The sequence below is a fragment of the Sphingomonas rhizophila genome (assembly GCF_014396585.1).
In the GTDB taxonomy this organism is placed as follows: Bacteria; Pseudomonadota; Alphaproteobacteria; order Sphingomonadales; family Sphingomonadaceae; genus Sphingomicrobium; species Sphingomicrobium rhizophilum.
Window position 1 is genome coordinate 1,144,315 of sequence record NZ_CP060717.1, and the last position, 14,759, is coordinate 1,159,073.

Consider the following 14,759-nt stretch of genomic DNA (forward strand, 5'->3'; position numbering starts at 1 on the left):
CCCCACGCACGCGGGTTCGCAAAGCTTGCCCTTGTGCAACGCAGCGATTAGGCGTCTGCCCACTATGACGACGGGGCAAGTCAGCGTGGCGACGAGCGATTTCGACGAGTTGGATTCGACGCTCCGCGCTATCCTCCAGGAAACATTGTCCCTGTCCCGCGAACGGGTCGCTGGGTTCACCGACGCAACCGAATTGTTCGGTGCGCTGCCAGAATTGGACTCGATGGCGGTCGCGACGCTCCTGACGGCGATCGAGGAGCGACTCGGCATCCTGATCGAGGACGACGATGTCGAGGCCGAGGATTTCGCGACCTACGGCAGCCTCCTCGCCTTCGCGCGCCGCAAGGCCCTCCAGTAATCAAGTGTCCCCCGATGTTCGCCTGGAACCGGCGACGTCAGGGCAGAACCTTGCGGACGCGACGGGCCTCTACCGTGAATATGCCGCCAGCCTCCCGCGCGACCTGACCTTCCAAGAATTCGAGGAAGAGGTCCGCTCCCTTCCCGGCCAATATGCACCGCCGGCCGGCACGATCATCGTCGCGCGGGGCCCGGATGATGCCGTCATCGGCTGCGTCGCGCTGCGGCCGATGAGGCAAGCGGACGCCTGCGAAATGAAGCGCCTCTACGTCGCGCCAGACTGTCGCGGACGGACTCGGTTTCATGCTGGTCGGCGCGGCCATCGAGGCTGCAAAAACGGCGGGATACCGTGCGATCTACCTCGACACGCTGGCCAGCATGGTCGAAGCGCAAGCGCTTTATCGACGGTGCGGCTTCGAAGCGGTCGAAACCTACCATTCGGCAGGGGTCGAGGGGATGCTATTCTTCCGCCTTAGCCTCGACTGCCGTCACTCGGCGGCTTCGAGCGCCTCGAACTCTTCGGCCGCCAGGAACTTCTCGGCGTCCAAAGCAGCCATGCAGCCGGTCCCGGCGGCGGTCACCGCCTGGCGGTAGATCTTGTCCATAACGTCACCGCAGGCAAATACGCCGGGGATCGACGTCCGCGTCGATCCGGTCTCGACCTTCAGATAGCCGTCGTCGTCCAGCTCCAGCTGCCCGGCGAATAATTCGGTCGCGGGCTTGTGACCGATGGCGACGAACGCGCCGTCGACGTCGAGGCGGGTGATCGCACCGGTCTTCACGTTGCGGACGTCGAGCCCGACCAACGTCTCGGGATTGCCGCCGCCGACGAACTCCGCGACTTCGCTGTCCCACATGATCTTGATGTTGGGATGGGCGAACAGGCGATTCTGCAGGATCTTTTCCGCGCGGAACGAATCGCGGCGGTGAATCAGCGTGACGTCATGGCTGTGATTGGTGAGGTAGAGCGCTTCCTCGACCGCGGTGTTGCCGCCGCCGATCACCGCGACCTTCTTTCCGCGATAGAAAAAGCCGTCGCAGGTGGCGCAGGCCGAGGCCCCCTTCCCCTTCATCAATTCTTCCGACGGCAGGCCAAGCCACTTGGCCTGGGCGCCGGTGGCGATGACCAGCGTATCGGCATGATATTCGCCGCTGTCGCCCTTCAGCACGAAGGGTCGGCGCGACAGGTCGACCGAATTGATGTGGTCCCACACCATCTTGGTGCCGACATGCTCCGCCTGCGCCTGCATTTCCTCCATCAGCCAAGGGCCCTGGATCACGTCACGAAAGCCTGGATAGTTCTCGACGTCCGTCGTCGTGGTCAACTGGCCGCCGGGCTGGATGCCCTGGACGACGATCGGGCTAAGGCCCGCGCGTGCGGCGTAGATGGCGGCGGTGAGACCGGCCGGGCCGGAGCCGAGCACCAGCAGGCGGGTGGAGACGATGTTGCTCATGCCCCGGCACTTAAGATGCCGGGCACCCGCCCGCAATGCCCCGATCAGTCGATCTTCAGGCGCACAAACGCCATCGCGCCGTTGGGATCGCCGCCATATTCGCCTTCCAGTGCCTTGGGCACGAAATTGAAGGCGTAAAGGCCGCCGAGGCCGAGCTTGAGATGGCTGGCGAGCGGCAGTTCGTACAGTGCACCGACGCTGGCCTTCCCGACCTTGAAGGCTTCCGTCTCGATCTCCGGATCCGCGAACAGCTCACGGTTTTCCGTGCGTTCGGCACGGCCGAACAAGGTCCAGCGGTTCCAGTTGAGTGACGATTCGAGCGCGACGGCGTCAGCGTCGTGACCATGGGCAGACTTGCGACCCCACGCGATCGTGGTCGCCCAGCTGCCTTGCCGGAGCGGCACCGTCCAGTGGCCACTTGCCGAGAGTCGCTTCTGATTCTCGCCGGGCTCGAGCTGTTCGGGTTCGACGAAATGACCCCAGCTGGCCTGGAGCGACAGCGTCCGGGTCGGGTTAAGCGAAACGCGGACCGCGGTCGAATCGAGCGGACCGGTTTCGATGTTGAAGCGCCGCTGGTCAGGCTCGCGGCCGTTGAAGCGAGACACCTCCACCTTGGCCGGGCCGACGATGAGGCCCCCGGTGAGCACGCCGAAGCTGATGTGGGTCGAATCGAGCCAATGATGGCTGATGGGAGCCTCGGGCGAAACATTGATCGACTGCCGGTGCATGAACGCCGGCGGGCCGAACGCAGGCTCTCCGGGCAGGCCGGCATAAATGAATGCCGATGCGTCCTTGCCGATCGGCTGCGACAGGCTGGCCGACAATTCCATGAACAGGTCGTGGGGATGCTGGCGGTCGACGATGCGGGTGACGCCGTCGGCGGTCTCGCCACTGGCGAGCAGCAAGGGATAGCCACGCTTGCCCATCAGCGGATCGGGGCTGACCATGGCGCGGAACTGCAGCGTGCCGTTGCCAAGCGAGCGACGGGCGGTGCCCATCAGCATCCCGGCGGCGAAATTCTTGCTATCGCCGCGAGGCCCCTCCTGCCAGTCATGCACGAGGGTCAGTTCGCCGTGGAGCATAAGCGACCAATCGCCCGCCATGGTCATCAGGCCGCTGTGGTCGGACGTGTCCGGCTGCCACGCCGTCCCCGACGATTCCCGTGCCGACGGATATGAGCCGTAGGCGCCGGTCATGCTGTGTGTTGGCGACATGGAACCGTGCGCCGGCATGGCTGGCACCGCCGTTTCTTCCATCCCATGCGCCGAGTGATCAGTCGCTGACGGTGGCGCAGCATCCGGCGCAGGGGGCGGCGTGGAGCTCGGCTCGACCTTTGGGGCAGGCTTGGGTTCCGGCATCGGCATGGTCATGCCCGGATGATGTTGGTGCTCTTGCGCCACGGCCGGCGAGGAAAGGCTGGCCAGCGCAAACGCGCTGGCCGCGGCGAGGTAACGGTAGTTCAAGACGATTTCTCCCGGGCGCGACATGCCGCACCCATGATAAGGATGGTTGCCGGACTTGCCGGCACGGAGCGCGGCGGGATCAGTCTCGGGGAGGCGGGATCTCGATTTCGAGATGGCGTCCCGTGAGCGCGGCAAGTTGGGCGGACGGCTCGAACGATGACGTCGGACGACGTTGAGGCGCTCCGACGAACGGGGCGGCAGGGAGGGCGGAGGCGCAGCCCATCGTGCAGTCGCTCGACATTGCTTTGCCTTGGGCTGGCGCCTTTTCCTCACAATGGCCCAGCACCGAGGCCTTGACTACTGTCGTCGGTGCGGCGGCCGCAGGCTGCATCGCCAATGGCGACAACAGCAGCGCCATCAACGCTGCCCACTTCAGAAAAGACTGGACTAGCGGGATCATCAGCGCGCCAACGCGTGATGCCCGCTTCCGGGTTCAACCAGCATCCAGACTGCCATGCCGATCATGAGCAGATTCTCGGTAAGCGAGACAAAGCCAAGCGGCACGTTGCTCGATCCACCTACGCAGGCACACTTCAATTCCCGGCGGTCGATATAGACTGCCTTGAATACCGAAACGGCGCCGATCGATCCGATCGTCAGTGCAATCGGAATCGATAGCCAGTGTGCAACGCCGGCGATCATCAGGACACCCGCCAACGCCTCAGCGAACGGATAGATGTAGCTGTAAGGAACCCAGCGGCGCGCGAGCAGGTCGTAGTTGAGGAACATCGCCGAGAAGGTTTCGACATTCTGGAGCTTCAACATGGCGAGGACGGTCATCGAAAATGCGATGAACCATTTCAGTGCCTGGACCGTGAACGGATCGCCGAACGCCGCCATGCTCGTCGCCAGCGCCATCAGTGCAGTGATGGTGAAAATGGCAATGACGGGGCGATAGCTGACGGCCTTGGAATCGGCGACCGGCTTGCCAAGGTAACGCCGAAGGTCGTCGTAGCCGCCAATGCGCTGTCCCCGATGAAAATCTGGGGAGTTGTCGCAACCGCATGTTGCGCTTTGAATGCGTCGGTTTCCTCACGCGTCGTGAGGTGATGATCCTCGACCGTAAAGCCCTCGCGTCGAAGCAGGTCGACCGCCTTGAGGCCCCACGGACAGACATGGTTCGCCATCACCATGCGGTGAATTACGGCCGTCTTTGGGTACGAATCGTTGTTCATGGCACATGCTTAGCTTCCGTACCATGGTACGGAATCAAGCGTTTTTACTGCCGACTAAAGGATGAAGGTCGGCGTCGGGTCGACGATCGGCGGAACCGTCCTTGTGCGGCAATCGGTCCGAGGCGCCTTGGCGCGCTGGGGATCGCCAGCCGGGCGCGCGCAGGCTTGCTTCTTCACCTGCTCGTTCTGAACGGTGTTGCCAGCCAACGCAGCGGCCGGAGCCGTTCCGATGAGGAGTGCAAAGGCAAGCGCGATCCGCATGCCAGGCATTTAACCTGAATTATCCTGAACAGCAAATGAAGCGGTTGCGAAACGACCTACACCAACCGTGATTGCTTTAGCGCGGCGCCGATGAAGCCGGCGAATAGCGGATGCGGATCGAATGGCCGGCTCTTGAGCTCCGGATGGAACTGGACACCGATGAACCAGGGATGGTCGGGCCGCTCCACGATCTCGGGGAGCTGGCCGTCTGGCGACATGCCGGAAAAAACCAGCCCGCCTTTTTCCAGGGCATCGCGGTAATGCGCATTGACCTCGTACCGGTGGCGGTGGCGTTCCGAAATCTCGGTCGTGCCGTAAGCCGAGGCGACATGGCTGTTGCCGGTCAGCTTCGCGTCATAGGCGCCGAGCCGCATCGTACCGCCAAGGTCGGTCTGGGCATTGCGCTGCTGGAGGCCTTCCTTGCTCATCCATTCGGTGATGAGACCCACGACGGGTTCGGCAGTTTCCCCGAATTCGGTAGTCGAGGCGGCGGCGATCCCGGCTGTATTTCGCGCCCCTTCGATGCAAGCCATCTGCATGCCGAGGCAAATACCGAAGAAGGGCACGCCGCGCTCGCGGGCGAAGCGGACCGAGGCGATCTTACCCTCGCTACCGCGCTCGCCGAATCCACCGGGGACCAGGATGCCGTGCAGTGGTTCGAGCTCGGCAGCGAGGTTCGCATCGTCCTTTTCGAACATCTCGGCGTCGAGCCAGCGGATGTGGACCTTGGCGCGATTGGCAATGCCGCCGTGGACCAGCGCTTCGCGGAGCGACTTGTAGGCGTCGGGCAGCCCGACATATTTCCCGACGACGCCGATCGTCACTTCCCCTTCGGGATGGTCGATGCGGTCCATGATGTCGGTCCAGCGCGACAGGTCCGGCGCGGGCGCGTCCTCGATCCCGAACACCCGCAGCACCTCGTCGTCGAGGCCCTCGCCGTGATACTGAAGCGGCACGTCATAGATCGAGCGGGCGTCGAGCGCCTGGATGACCGCCGACTTCGGCACGTTGCAGAACAGCGCGATCTTGGCGCGCTCACCCTCCGGGATCTCCCGTTCGGCGCGGCAGAGCAGGACGTCGGGCTGGATGCCGTAGCTGGTCATCTCGCGCACTGAATGCTGGGTCGGCTTGGTCTTCAGCTCGCCGGCCGCCGCAAGGTACGGAACCAGCGTGGTGTGGACGAAGCACGACTGGCCGCGGCCAAGGTCGTTCTTGAGCTGGCGGATCGCCTCGACGAACGGAAGGCTTTCGATGTCGCCGACGGTCCCGCCGATTTCGCAGATGACGAAGTCGAGGCCGTCGGTGTCGGCGAGCGCGAATTCCTTGATGGCGTTGGTGACGTGCGGGACGACCTGGACGGTCGCGCCGAGATAGTCGCCGCGCCGTTCGCGCGCGATGATGTCGCGATAGATGCGGCCGGAGGTAATATTGTCCGACTGACGCGCCGACACGCCGGTGAAGCGCTCATAATGGCCGAGGTCGAGGTCGGTTTCCGCGCCGTCATCGGTGACGAACACCTCGCCGTGCTGGTAGGGGCTCATCGTCCCCGGATCGACGTTCAGATAGGGATCGAACTTGCGAATACGTGCAGAATAGCCCCGCGCCTGCAGCAACGCGCCGAGCGATGCCGCCAAGAGACCTTTGCCAAGCGAGGAGACCACGCCGCCGGTGATGAAAATATACCGCGCCATGGGAGTCGAGCCTTAGGGATGCGCGCCGCCCACTGGCAAGCGCGCGAATCAGATAATTCGAAAAAAGCTTGCGCTTACTGGGCGAGCGGGACCGCCGGGGCGGGCTGGTTGGCCGGCTGCGCGCCGTTCGACGGCTGCGCCGGCGCTGCGCCCGGAAGCGTCATCGGGTTGGCCGCGGGCGCCTGCTGGGCCGGGGTGTCCTTGACCAGCGACGTGTCGATCTTCGGCGCTTCGCGGGTCACGCCGGCGATCGCGGCAAGCACGATCGACAGGATGATGAAGATACCGCCCAGGATCGCGGTGGCGCGGGTCAGGAAATCCGCCGCGCCGCGCGCCGTCATAAACCCGGCCGACGAACCGCCGACGCCGAGCCCGCCACCTTCCGATCGCTGCATGAGGATCACGCCGACCAGCGAGGCGGCGACGAGCGCTTGGACGATCAGGAGGAAGGTGAACATGACGGTCTTTCGATCAAAGGTGGTGGCGCGCCCTTACTGAGGACGCCGTGAAAACTCAACGCGTTGCCTGGATGATGGGGATGAAATCCGCTGCTGCAAGGCTGGCCCCGCCGACCAGCGCACCGTCGACATCGGCGACCGCGAAGATTTCTGCCGCGTTCGATGCCTTGACCGAGCCACCGTATAGAATGCGAATCCTGTCGCCCTCGTCACCGAAGGCGGCCATCAGGCGGAGGCGCAGCGCGGCATGCATTTCCTCGATATCCGCGACCGACGGCACCTTGCCGGTGCCGATCGCCCAGATCGGCTCATAGGCGATCGCGAACCTGTCAGCGGTTACGGAGCCGGGAAGTGAGGCGTCGAGTTGCGCGGTTACGGTGGTGATAGCCTGTCCGGATTCGCGGACCGCATCGCTCTCGCCGATGCAAAGGATAACGCCGAGCCTGGCCGCCAGCGCGGCCTCGGCCTTGGCGCGGACGTTGGCGTCGGTTTCGCCCTGCGCTTCACGCCGTTCGGAATGGCCAACGATGGTCAGGGAAGCACCCGCGTCGAGCAGCATCGCGGAGGAAACGCAGCCGGTGTGCGCGCCCTTCGGCGCCGGATGCACGTCCTGGCCGCCGATGGCGAAGCCGGGAACGGCGCGGGCCGCGCGTTCGATGAGAGTTGCCGGCAAGCACAGCGCGACATCAGACTGCGGGTTGTCGCCAGCGGCGTGGGCAATTTCCGCGATCGCCGCAATATCCGCCGCAAGGCCGTGCATCTTCCAGTTCCCGGCCACCAGCATTCGACGCATGACGCTTGTCCCCTCCTCGCCCCGGCCAGTTGCGGCGGCGCGTTGCCGCCCCTAAAGCGACCCTTCGAATTTTCATAGCGCGAGTATCCCGATGTCGTCTGCCTTTCGCCGCCTGTCCAAGTCCAAGGTCGGGACCGGCATCATGGTGCTGTTCCTGGTCCTGATCGTCGGCAGCTTCGCGGTTGCCGACATGAATAACCTCGGGGGCGGCTTTGGCACGGGCAGCGGAACGATCGCCAAGGTCGGCGGCGAACAGGTCACGGAACGCGACCTCAGCACCATGTTCGACCGCGCATTGACCCAGCAGCGTCGGGAAAATCCCGAGATCACTCCGGCAGCCCTGGCGGGCCAGTTCGACCAGATCGTCGACGAGCTGGTCAACGAACGGCTGATGGCCGCCTTCGCTGCCGACAACGACATCATCCTCTCGCGCCGCCTGGTTGACGCCCAGATCGCCAACCTTCCCCAGGCCAAGGGGCTGGATGGGAAGTTCAGCGAGCAAGGCTATGCCCGCTGGCTGCAATCCGAGAACCTGACCGACGCCTGGGTCCGGCGCCTGATCTCCACCGATATCCTCCAACGCACCATCCTGCTGCCGGTCGCAGCCAGTCCGCGCATGTCGGTCGGGATGGCGACTCCCTATGCCTCTGTCCTGCTCGAACAGCGCCAGGGCGAGGTCGCGCTGGTGCTGACCGATGCGTTCAAGCAGGGACTGACACCTACTGTCGGCGACCTCCAGGCGTTCTACAACCAGAACAAGGGGCGCTACATGGTGCCCGAGCAGCGGGTGCTGCGCTTCGCGACGATCGCCGCGGACAAGGTCCCCGTGCCCGCACCGACGGACCAGGAGATCGCTGCCTACTACAAGGCCAACGCCGCCACCTATGGCGGCGAGGAGAAACGGGTCATCAGCCAGGCCGTCGTCCAGGACCAGAAGGTCGCCGCGGGAATTGCTGCCCGGGCCAAGAGCGGAACGCCGTTCGCCGCCGCCGCCGCGCCTGCCGGCCTTTCGGCCGAGGACGTCAGCGTCGGTCCGCAGAGCAAGTCCGAATTCACCGGGCTGGCCGGCGCTGCCGTCGCCAACACCGTCTTTTCGGCAGCCTCCGGCGCGATCGTCGGTCCGGTGAAGTCCGACCTTGGCTGGCACGTCATCCGCATCGATGCGGTCCAGCCCGCCAGCGGCAAGTCGCTGGCCGCGGCACGCGCCGAAATCGTCACCAAGCTCACCGCGGACAAGCGCAAGGACGCGGTCGCCGATGCCGTCTCACGCGTCGAAGATGCGATTGCCGATGGCGCCAGCTTTGCAGATGCGGCCCGGGCATCGGGCCTGGCGATCACCGACACCCCCCTGATCAATTCCGCCGGCAAGAGCCTGACGGACCCTGCCTACACCGTGCCGGCCAACTACGCGCAAGCCTTGAAGAGCGGCTTCGACCTGAGTGAAGATGACGATCCGGTCGTCGACGAGCTGGCCGACAAGAGCGGCTATGTCATTGTCGGGCTGGGGCGCCTCGTGCCCGCCGCGCCGGCCCCCTTGGCAAGCATCCGTGACCGCGTCGCCACCGATTGGATCCAGAAACGCGCTGCGGACCAGGCTCGCGCGGTCGCTTCCTCGATTGCCGCCAAGGTGGCCGCCGGCCAGAGCCTTGCCGACGCGACGAAGGCCGCCGGCAAGGGCGTGTCGCCGCCATCGACGGTGACCGCTCGCCGCATCCAGCTTCGTCAAGCCGACCAGGCAAGCATCGCACCGCTGCGGATGCTGTTTTCCCTGCCCCAGGGCAAGAGCCGGATGGTGGCCGATCCGCAACAGCGCGGTTTCTTCATCGTTCGCACCACGCGCATCGTCCCCGGCAACGCCTCGACGAATCCGGGCATCATCAGCCGGGTACAGGTCGAGATGCAGCAGACCTTGTCACAGGAACTTGCCCAGCAGTTCATGAGCGCGCTCCGCAAGGACATCAGCGTCAAGCGCAACGAGGATGCGATCGCGGCGGCCAAGAAGCGGCTGACGCAGGTCACCAACTAGATTCCAAGCGTCATGACGGCGCGACAGCCCCGGTTGCTGCTGATCGATAACGTCGACAGCTTCACCTTCATGCTGGCCGACTATTTGCTGCAGGCCGGTGCAGAGGTCCGGGTCGAACGCAACGATGCGCTGACGGTTGATGAAGCGATTGCGGCCAATGCTGACGGCGTCGTCGTCTCGCCGGGACCGGGGGCGCCAGCGGAAGCGGGGATTTCGGTCGCGCTTGCCGGGGAGTGCGTGAGGCGCGGTGTCCCCTTTCTCGGCGTTTGCCTGGGACACCAGGCGCTGGCCGTGGCGTGCGGGTCGACGGTCGAGCGCACCGCGCCGATCCACGGAAAGGTTGCCGCCGTGCGGCACGACGGGTCGGGCCTGTTCACCGGCCTCCCCTCACCCTTCGCGGCCACTCGATATCATTCGCTGGCCGTGCCGGACCCGAAGCCGCCACTCGTCGCGAACGCGTGGAGTGATGATGGCACAGTGATGGCCATGCGGCATGCACAGGCACCGGCGCACGGCGTGCAGTTCCACCCGGAGAGCGTCGCCAGCGAACAAGGCCTCGTCCTGCTACGCGCCTTTGTCGGCAGGTGCGCTGAACTCGCTTGACCTACCCCGTTACGTTGCCTACACGTTCCCCGTTCGTTCCTTTTGCGCCGGGAGATCGACGTGCTTACGTCCAAGCAGCATGAATTGCTTCGCTTCATCCAGGATCGGTTGGCTGCAACCGGAGTCAGCCCGAGCTTCGACGAGATGCGCGAGGCGCTCGACCTCAAGTCCAAGTCGGGCGTGCATCGCTTGATCTCGGCACTCGAGGAACGGTCCTTCATTCGCCGCCTTCCCAACCGGGCGCGTGCGCTCGAGGTGCTGCGGATGCCGGATGCGGCGGTGGCCGCGACGGCAGCGCCCCGACCGCTCGTGCCTGCGCCTGCCAACGACATGATCGAAATCCCGCTGCATGGCCGGATCGCCGCCGGCACGCCGATCGAGGCGTTGCAGGGCACCGAGGGCTTCGCGGTTCCGGCCGCACTGCTCGGGCCGGGCGAACATTACGCGCTCGAAGTGTCGGGCGACTCGATGGTCGAGGAAGGTATCCTCGACGGCGATTACGCCCTTATCCGCAAGACCGAGACCGCGCGCGAGGGCGAGATCGTCGTCGCGCTGATTGATGCCGAGCATGCGACGCTCAAGACCTTCCGGCGCGAGGGTCAGATGATCCGCCTCGACCCGGCCAACCGTCATTACGAAGCGCAGCGCTATCGCCCCGACCAGGTCCAGATCCAAGGCCGCCTCGCGGGTCTTATCCGCCGATACTAGGATGGCTCCCCCCCGCATCGACTACGTCGAATTGCCCAGCGTCACCGCGCATGAACTGACCCGATCATTCTACGCAAAAGCGTTCGGATGGACGTTCACCGACTACGGCGCGGACTATGCGGCGACCACGACCGGAGACCTTGACGTTGGCCTCAATGGCCAGCCCGACGATGCCTTGTCCGCGCCGTTGCCGGTGGTGCGGGTCGATGATCTTGAAGCGGTGTTCGACGCGGTCAGCGACGCGGGCGGCGTAATCGCCAAGGCCATCTTCGCCTCTCCGGGTGGGCGCCGTTTCCACTTCATCGATCCGTCTGGAAGCGAGCTTGCCGTGTGGAGCGACCGCTAGCGGGCTTGCGTGACCGACCGTCGGCTGCCAGCGTCCACCCGTGCCGAACAGGGGGGATGTGGCATGGGGTATCGCGTCGACGCTTATGATCCGTATGGCAGTGTGCTCGAAGAGGAAGCGCTAGCAGACGGCAATTACCTGCTTCGCCATTGGCGCGGCCAGCTTCCGTTGGCGCAAAGCTACTGGCTGAACAGTTTCCTGGCGAACTTTGCACTCACCATCGTCGGCCTCACGCTGAAGTCGATGGGCGCGACCAGCATCGACCTTGCTTACTTCGCCGTGGCGTTCCTGTTTTATGTGCTGCTGGTCTACGCGGCTTCCATCTGGTCGATCGTCGGCGTGTGGCGTTCCGCGGGACGCCATCCCGCGCGCGGCGGATCGCCGGCGTGGGGCTTCATTGCCCGCGGCATGACCATCTTCAGCACCCTGGCACTGTTTGCCGCGACGCCCGGTCTTTGGGCACAATCGCGCGAGTTCGCGCTGATTGCCGTCGGCCGCGACCCGATCGGCGACCCGGCCAAGCTGACGTTGGTCGACGGCGGCAAGCGAATGCTGTTGCGCGGCGCGATCACGGCGGGAACCGCTCACCGCTTCGAAAAGGCGATTGCAAACGCGGGATCGCTCCGGACCGTCGAGTTGCAGTCGCCCGGCGGACGGATCGCCGAAGCGCTCCGCATGGCGGAAATCATCAAGGCGCGCGGTTGGTCGACGCGGGTTGAGCGCGACTGCGAATCTGCCTGCACGCTGCTGCTCATGGCGGGAAAGGACCGCAGTGCAGACCCGATGGCGACAGTCGGTTTTCACCAGCCCGATTTTCCCGGCCTCAGCGCCTCTGACCGCGCCGAGATCATTCGCATCAATCGCGACGATTATATCAAGGCCGGCGTCTCACCTGCCTTCGTCGACCGGATCATGGAAACCGAGCCGAACGACATGTGGTACCCGGTGCATGCCGACATGGTCGACGCCGGCGTGCTGTCGGCGGAGGAAGTCGTCGTCGGCAACGATCGCGCGCGCCGTGAGCGGATGGAGGAGACGTTGGCGACCATGTTCGCCGCAGACCGGGCAGCAGTGGGCCAGCTCGTCGACGAAGTCACGCGCATCGACAATGTGTCTCGGCAAGGTAACGAACTCTCGGTCCGATACAGCGTGCTTCGGCCCCTTAGCCGATCGGAACTCGCCGCGATGAAGCGGGCGCTGGATCGCAATCTTCGTGCAATGCTGTGCGACAGTCCCCGGGCCCGGCTGATCGAGATGGGTGCAAGCTTTCGCTTCCACTATGTGGGGACGAAAGGCGAAGAAATTGCCGACGTGACCGTCAAGGATTGCGACGCGGCGTGACCAACGCCCCTGATGTCCCCCACGGAAGTTGGCCGAGCCGGCCGGCGACTGTTTCGATACGTGGGATTTCGCCGAGGTAGACGGAAACACCGCCAACGCGTTCGAGGGCGGGCCGGTCAAGTTTCAGCCAACGCGGGGTGCAGCCGCGCGGCAATCGCCGTTCCGCGATGACTACGTCGGCGTCGGCACAGGCGGCGGTCAGGCGAGTCCATTCGATACGGTCGGGCTGGCGAATGGCGAGGATTCGCCACGCCTTCCCGCTGCGCTCGATGTCAGCGAGGCAAGCCTCGCGAGAGCAGCGCGCAAGGGCCTGCTCCTCCAGCGCCCCCGGATCGCCGTCGAATGCGGACGCCTCCGCCAAGACGTTCCGCATGAAGTCGCCTGCCTTGGCACGGAGTAGTAGTGGCCGACCGTCGGGCGCCAACAGGGCCATGTGCCTGCCGTCGCCGGTGACGAGCAAGTCCGGTACTGGTGCCGACGCCGCGAGCGCAGCGCCGGCGGCAAGCGGCGCCAGGCCCCACCATCGCCAGCGCCTGGTCCACAACGCGATCCAGAGTGCGCCGGCCACCATCGCGGCAAAGGCCGCGCGGGACATGGTCGGCAGCATCGTCACAGCCCCGTCCGCGCTGGAGACACGGCGCGCCAGTGCCAGCAAGAGATCGATCGCCCAGCCCGTTGCCGTCCACACAGGAGCGCCGAGGCCGACCACGTCGAGCAGCAATGCCGCTGCCTCCAGCGGCATGATCACGAAGGTCGTGAGGGGGATGGCGATCAGGTTGGCCGCGACGCCGTAAAGTCCGGAACGATGGAAGTGATAGAGCGCGAATGGCATCAGCGCAATCTCGACCGCGAGGCCGGTGATCAACAGGCCGGCCAGCGAGCGGCCCATGCGGAAAGGGACTGGTTCCTCGCGTCGGGCCAGAAAGTTGCGAACCGGCGCAAAGCCGTGGACAACGATGATCGCGGTGACCGCGGCGAAGCTTAGTTGGAAACTGGCTCCGGCGATCGCTTCGGGCCGGAACAGCAGCACGACCAGCGCGCCGACGGCGACGAGACGCAGGCTAATCGCCTCCCGGCCGAGAGCGATTCCGGCCAGCACCAGTAGCGCCGCGATGCAACTGCGCACCGTTGGCACCTGCATCCCGGTGAGCAGCGTGTAGGCAACACCTGCAAGCGCACCCATACCGGCCGAAATGAGGACCAGGTTCAGTCGCAGCGCGAGCCGTTCCGACAAGGCCAGCAAGCGCAGCGACAGCAGCATTGCCGCTGCCACGACGGCGGCGATGTGCAGACCGCTGACCGACAGCAGGTGGGTGAGACCCGAACGGCGCATGGCCTCTGCGTCCTCATCGCGGACGCCCGCCTGGTCTCCTGTTGCGAGCGCGGTCGCGATGCCGCCAGTAGAGCCCGGCAGGACCGTCCGGATATGACTGCCGAGCCGATCGCGAAGCCGGTCGAGGCCGCCACCCTTTCCCGGCCTCATCACCTCGACGGCACCGAGCGCCCGTCCGACACCGCCGATTTCCCGAAACCAGGCGTCGCGAGCGAAGTCATGCCCGCCGGGCAAGGCCATCGGCGGTGGCGGCTGGAGCCGGGCCCGCATCCAAACCGAAGCACCCGGCAGAAGCACGTCGGCGTTGTCGTCCGCCTTGACCGATACCCGTACCCGCGGCGGCAGGGTGTCGTCGTCGATCACCGACAGCGCCAAGCGCAGGTCGCCCTTGGCGGCAAGATGTTCGACACGCTCGATCGCTCCGGCGAACTCGACGATCACAGGTCTGGCAAGCCGCGGCGCCGCCACATGCTCCGATCTCCACCAGATCAGTGCGCAGCCTGCCGCAAGCGCGAGACCGCCGGCGACCAGGGCGCGTGATGACCGAAGCCCCTGCCCCAATGCGGCCCCGCCGGCCACCAGCGACATGGCAAAGGCGATCAAGCCGATCCAGCCACGCTCCCCGCCCACCCAGAACCAGCCGGCGATGCCCGCGCCAAAGCAGGCGACGAACCACAGCGGGAGTTGTCCGCGCTCCGCTTCCAGCAAGGCCTCTATCCGCGCCAGGAACCTGTCCCGGAACACAGGCAA

General features: G+C 65.3%; 13 protein-coding genes and 2 pseudogenes. 7 read left to right on the forward strand and 8 right to left on the reverse strand.

All coding sequences use genetic code 11. From position 1 onward, the window contains the following. The first annotated feature begins 64 nt into the window (after positions 1 to 64). Both H9L12_RS05675 and H9L12_RS14400 read left to right on the forward strand, forming a co-directional pair. The gene (locus H9L12_RS05675) at positions 65 to 358 is read left to right on the forward strand and encodes an acyl carrier protein (protein WP_187542977.1); all 294 of its coding nucleotides are present in this window, start codon (positions 65 to 67) and stop codon (positions 356 to 358) included. Beyond that, positions 288 to 951: pseudogene (locus H9L12_RS14400) on the forward strand (GNAT family N-acetyltransferase). The gene H9L12_RS05675 and the pseudogene H9L12_RS14400 overlap by 71 nt, the downstream one beginning before the upstream one ends. Here the strand turns inward: H9L12_RS14400 and trxB are convergent. The 7 genes and pseudogenes from trxB to tpiA all read right to left on the reverse strand — a co-directional run bounded on the left by trxB (position 846) and on the right by tpiA (position 7,652). Further along, positions 846 to 1,811: a thioredoxin-disulfide reductase gene (gene trxB, locus H9L12_RS05685; protein WP_187542978.1), complete on the reverse strand. Its 966-nt coding sequence runs from the start codon at positions 1,809 to 1,811 to the stop codon at positions 846 to 848. The pseudogene H9L12_RS14400 and the gene trxB overlap by 106 nt on opposite strands. A 44-nt stretch (positions 1,812 to 1,855) precedes the next feature. Continuing rightward, positions 1,856 to 3,298, reverse strand: a complete 1,443-nt coding sequence (locus H9L12_RS05690) for a hypothetical protein (RefSeq protein ID WP_223177154.1) — start codon at positions 3,296 to 3,298, stop codon at positions 1,856 to 1,858. A 55-nt stretch (positions 3,299 to 3,353) separates the two neighbouring features. Further along, positions 3,354 to 3,632, reverse strand: coding sequence for a hypothetical protein (locus H9L12_RS05695; RefSeq protein ID WP_187542979.1), 279 nt, complete (start codon positions 3,630 to 3,632; stop codon positions 3,354 to 3,356). A gap of 41 nt (positions 3,633 to 3,673) precedes the next feature. Next, a pseudogene (locus tag H9L12_RS05700) lies at positions 3,674 to 4,449 on the reverse strand (MauE/DoxX family redox-associated membrane protein). A 317-nt stretch (positions 4,450 to 4,766) separates the two neighbouring features. Next, on the reverse strand, positions 4,767 to 6,401 hold the full coding sequence (gene pyrG, locus H9L12_RS05705; RefSeq protein ID WP_187542980.1) for a CTP synthase: 1,635 nt from the start codon (positions 6,399 to 6,401) through the stop codon (positions 4,767 to 4,769). Between the two features lie 74 nt (positions 6,402 to 6,475). Continuing rightward, positions 6,476 to 6,859 (reverse strand): preprotein translocase subunit SecG, encoded by a 384-nt coding sequence (secG, locus tag H9L12_RS05710; RefSeq protein ID WP_187542981.1) that lies wholly within the window; start codon positions 6,857 to 6,859, stop codon positions 6,476 to 6,478. A 55-nt stretch (positions 6,860 to 6,914) separates the two neighbouring features. Then, positions 6,915 to 7,652 (reverse strand): triose-phosphate isomerase, encoded by a 738-nt coding sequence (gene tpiA, locus H9L12_RS05715; RefSeq protein ID WP_187542982.1) that lies wholly within the window; start codon positions 7,650 to 7,652, stop codon positions 6,915 to 6,917. A 91-nt stretch (positions 7,653 to 7,743) separates the two neighbouring features. On the opposite strand from tpiA, the gene H9L12_RS05720 reads away from it, so the two are divergent. Genes H9L12_RS05720 through H9L12_RS05740 form a run of 5 tightly spaced genes read left to right on the forward strand, consistent with a single transcriptional unit; the run spans position 7,744 to position 12,676 of the window. Continuing rightward, positions 7,744 to 9,678, forward strand: coding sequence for a peptidyl-prolyl cis-trans isomerase (locus H9L12_RS05720; RefSeq protein ID WP_187542983.1), 1,935 nt, complete (start codon positions 7,744 to 7,746; stop codon positions 9,676 to 9,678). A gap of 12 nt (positions 9,679 to 9,690) precedes the next feature. Beyond that, positions 9,691 to 10,281, forward strand: a complete 591-nt coding sequence (locus tag H9L12_RS05725) for an anthranilate synthase component II (protein ID WP_187542984.1) — start codon at positions 9,691 to 9,693, stop codon at positions 10,279 to 10,281. A 60-nt stretch (positions 10,282 to 10,341) separates the two neighbouring features. Continuing rightward, a complete protein-coding gene (gene lexA, locus H9L12_RS05730; protein WP_187542985.1) occupies positions 10,342 to 10,989 on the forward strand; it encodes a transcriptional repressor LexA in 648 nt (215 codons plus the stop codon). A 1-nt stretch (position 10,990) separates the two neighbouring features. Next, a complete protein-coding gene (locus H9L12_RS05735; protein WP_187542986.1) occupies positions 10,991 to 11,335 on the forward strand; it encodes a VOC family protein in 345 nt (114 codons plus the stop codon). 9 nt (positions 11,336 to 11,344) lie between these two features. Further along, positions 11,345 to 12,676, forward strand: a complete 1,332-nt coding sequence (locus H9L12_RS05740; RefSeq protein WP_187542987.1) for a COG3904 family protein — start codon at positions 11,345 to 11,347, stop codon at positions 12,674 to 12,676. Here H9L12_RS05740 and H9L12_RS05745 read toward each other — a convergent pair. Continuing rightward, positions 12,654 to 14,753, reverse strand: a complete 2,100-nt coding sequence (locus H9L12_RS05745) for a ComEC/Rec2 family competence protein (protein WP_187542988.1) — start codon at positions 14,751 to 14,753, stop codon at positions 12,654 to 12,656. The two genes, H9L12_RS05740 and H9L12_RS05745, sit on opposite strands and share 23 nt — an antisense overlap. Positions 14,754 to 14,759: the final 6 nt, after the last annotated feature.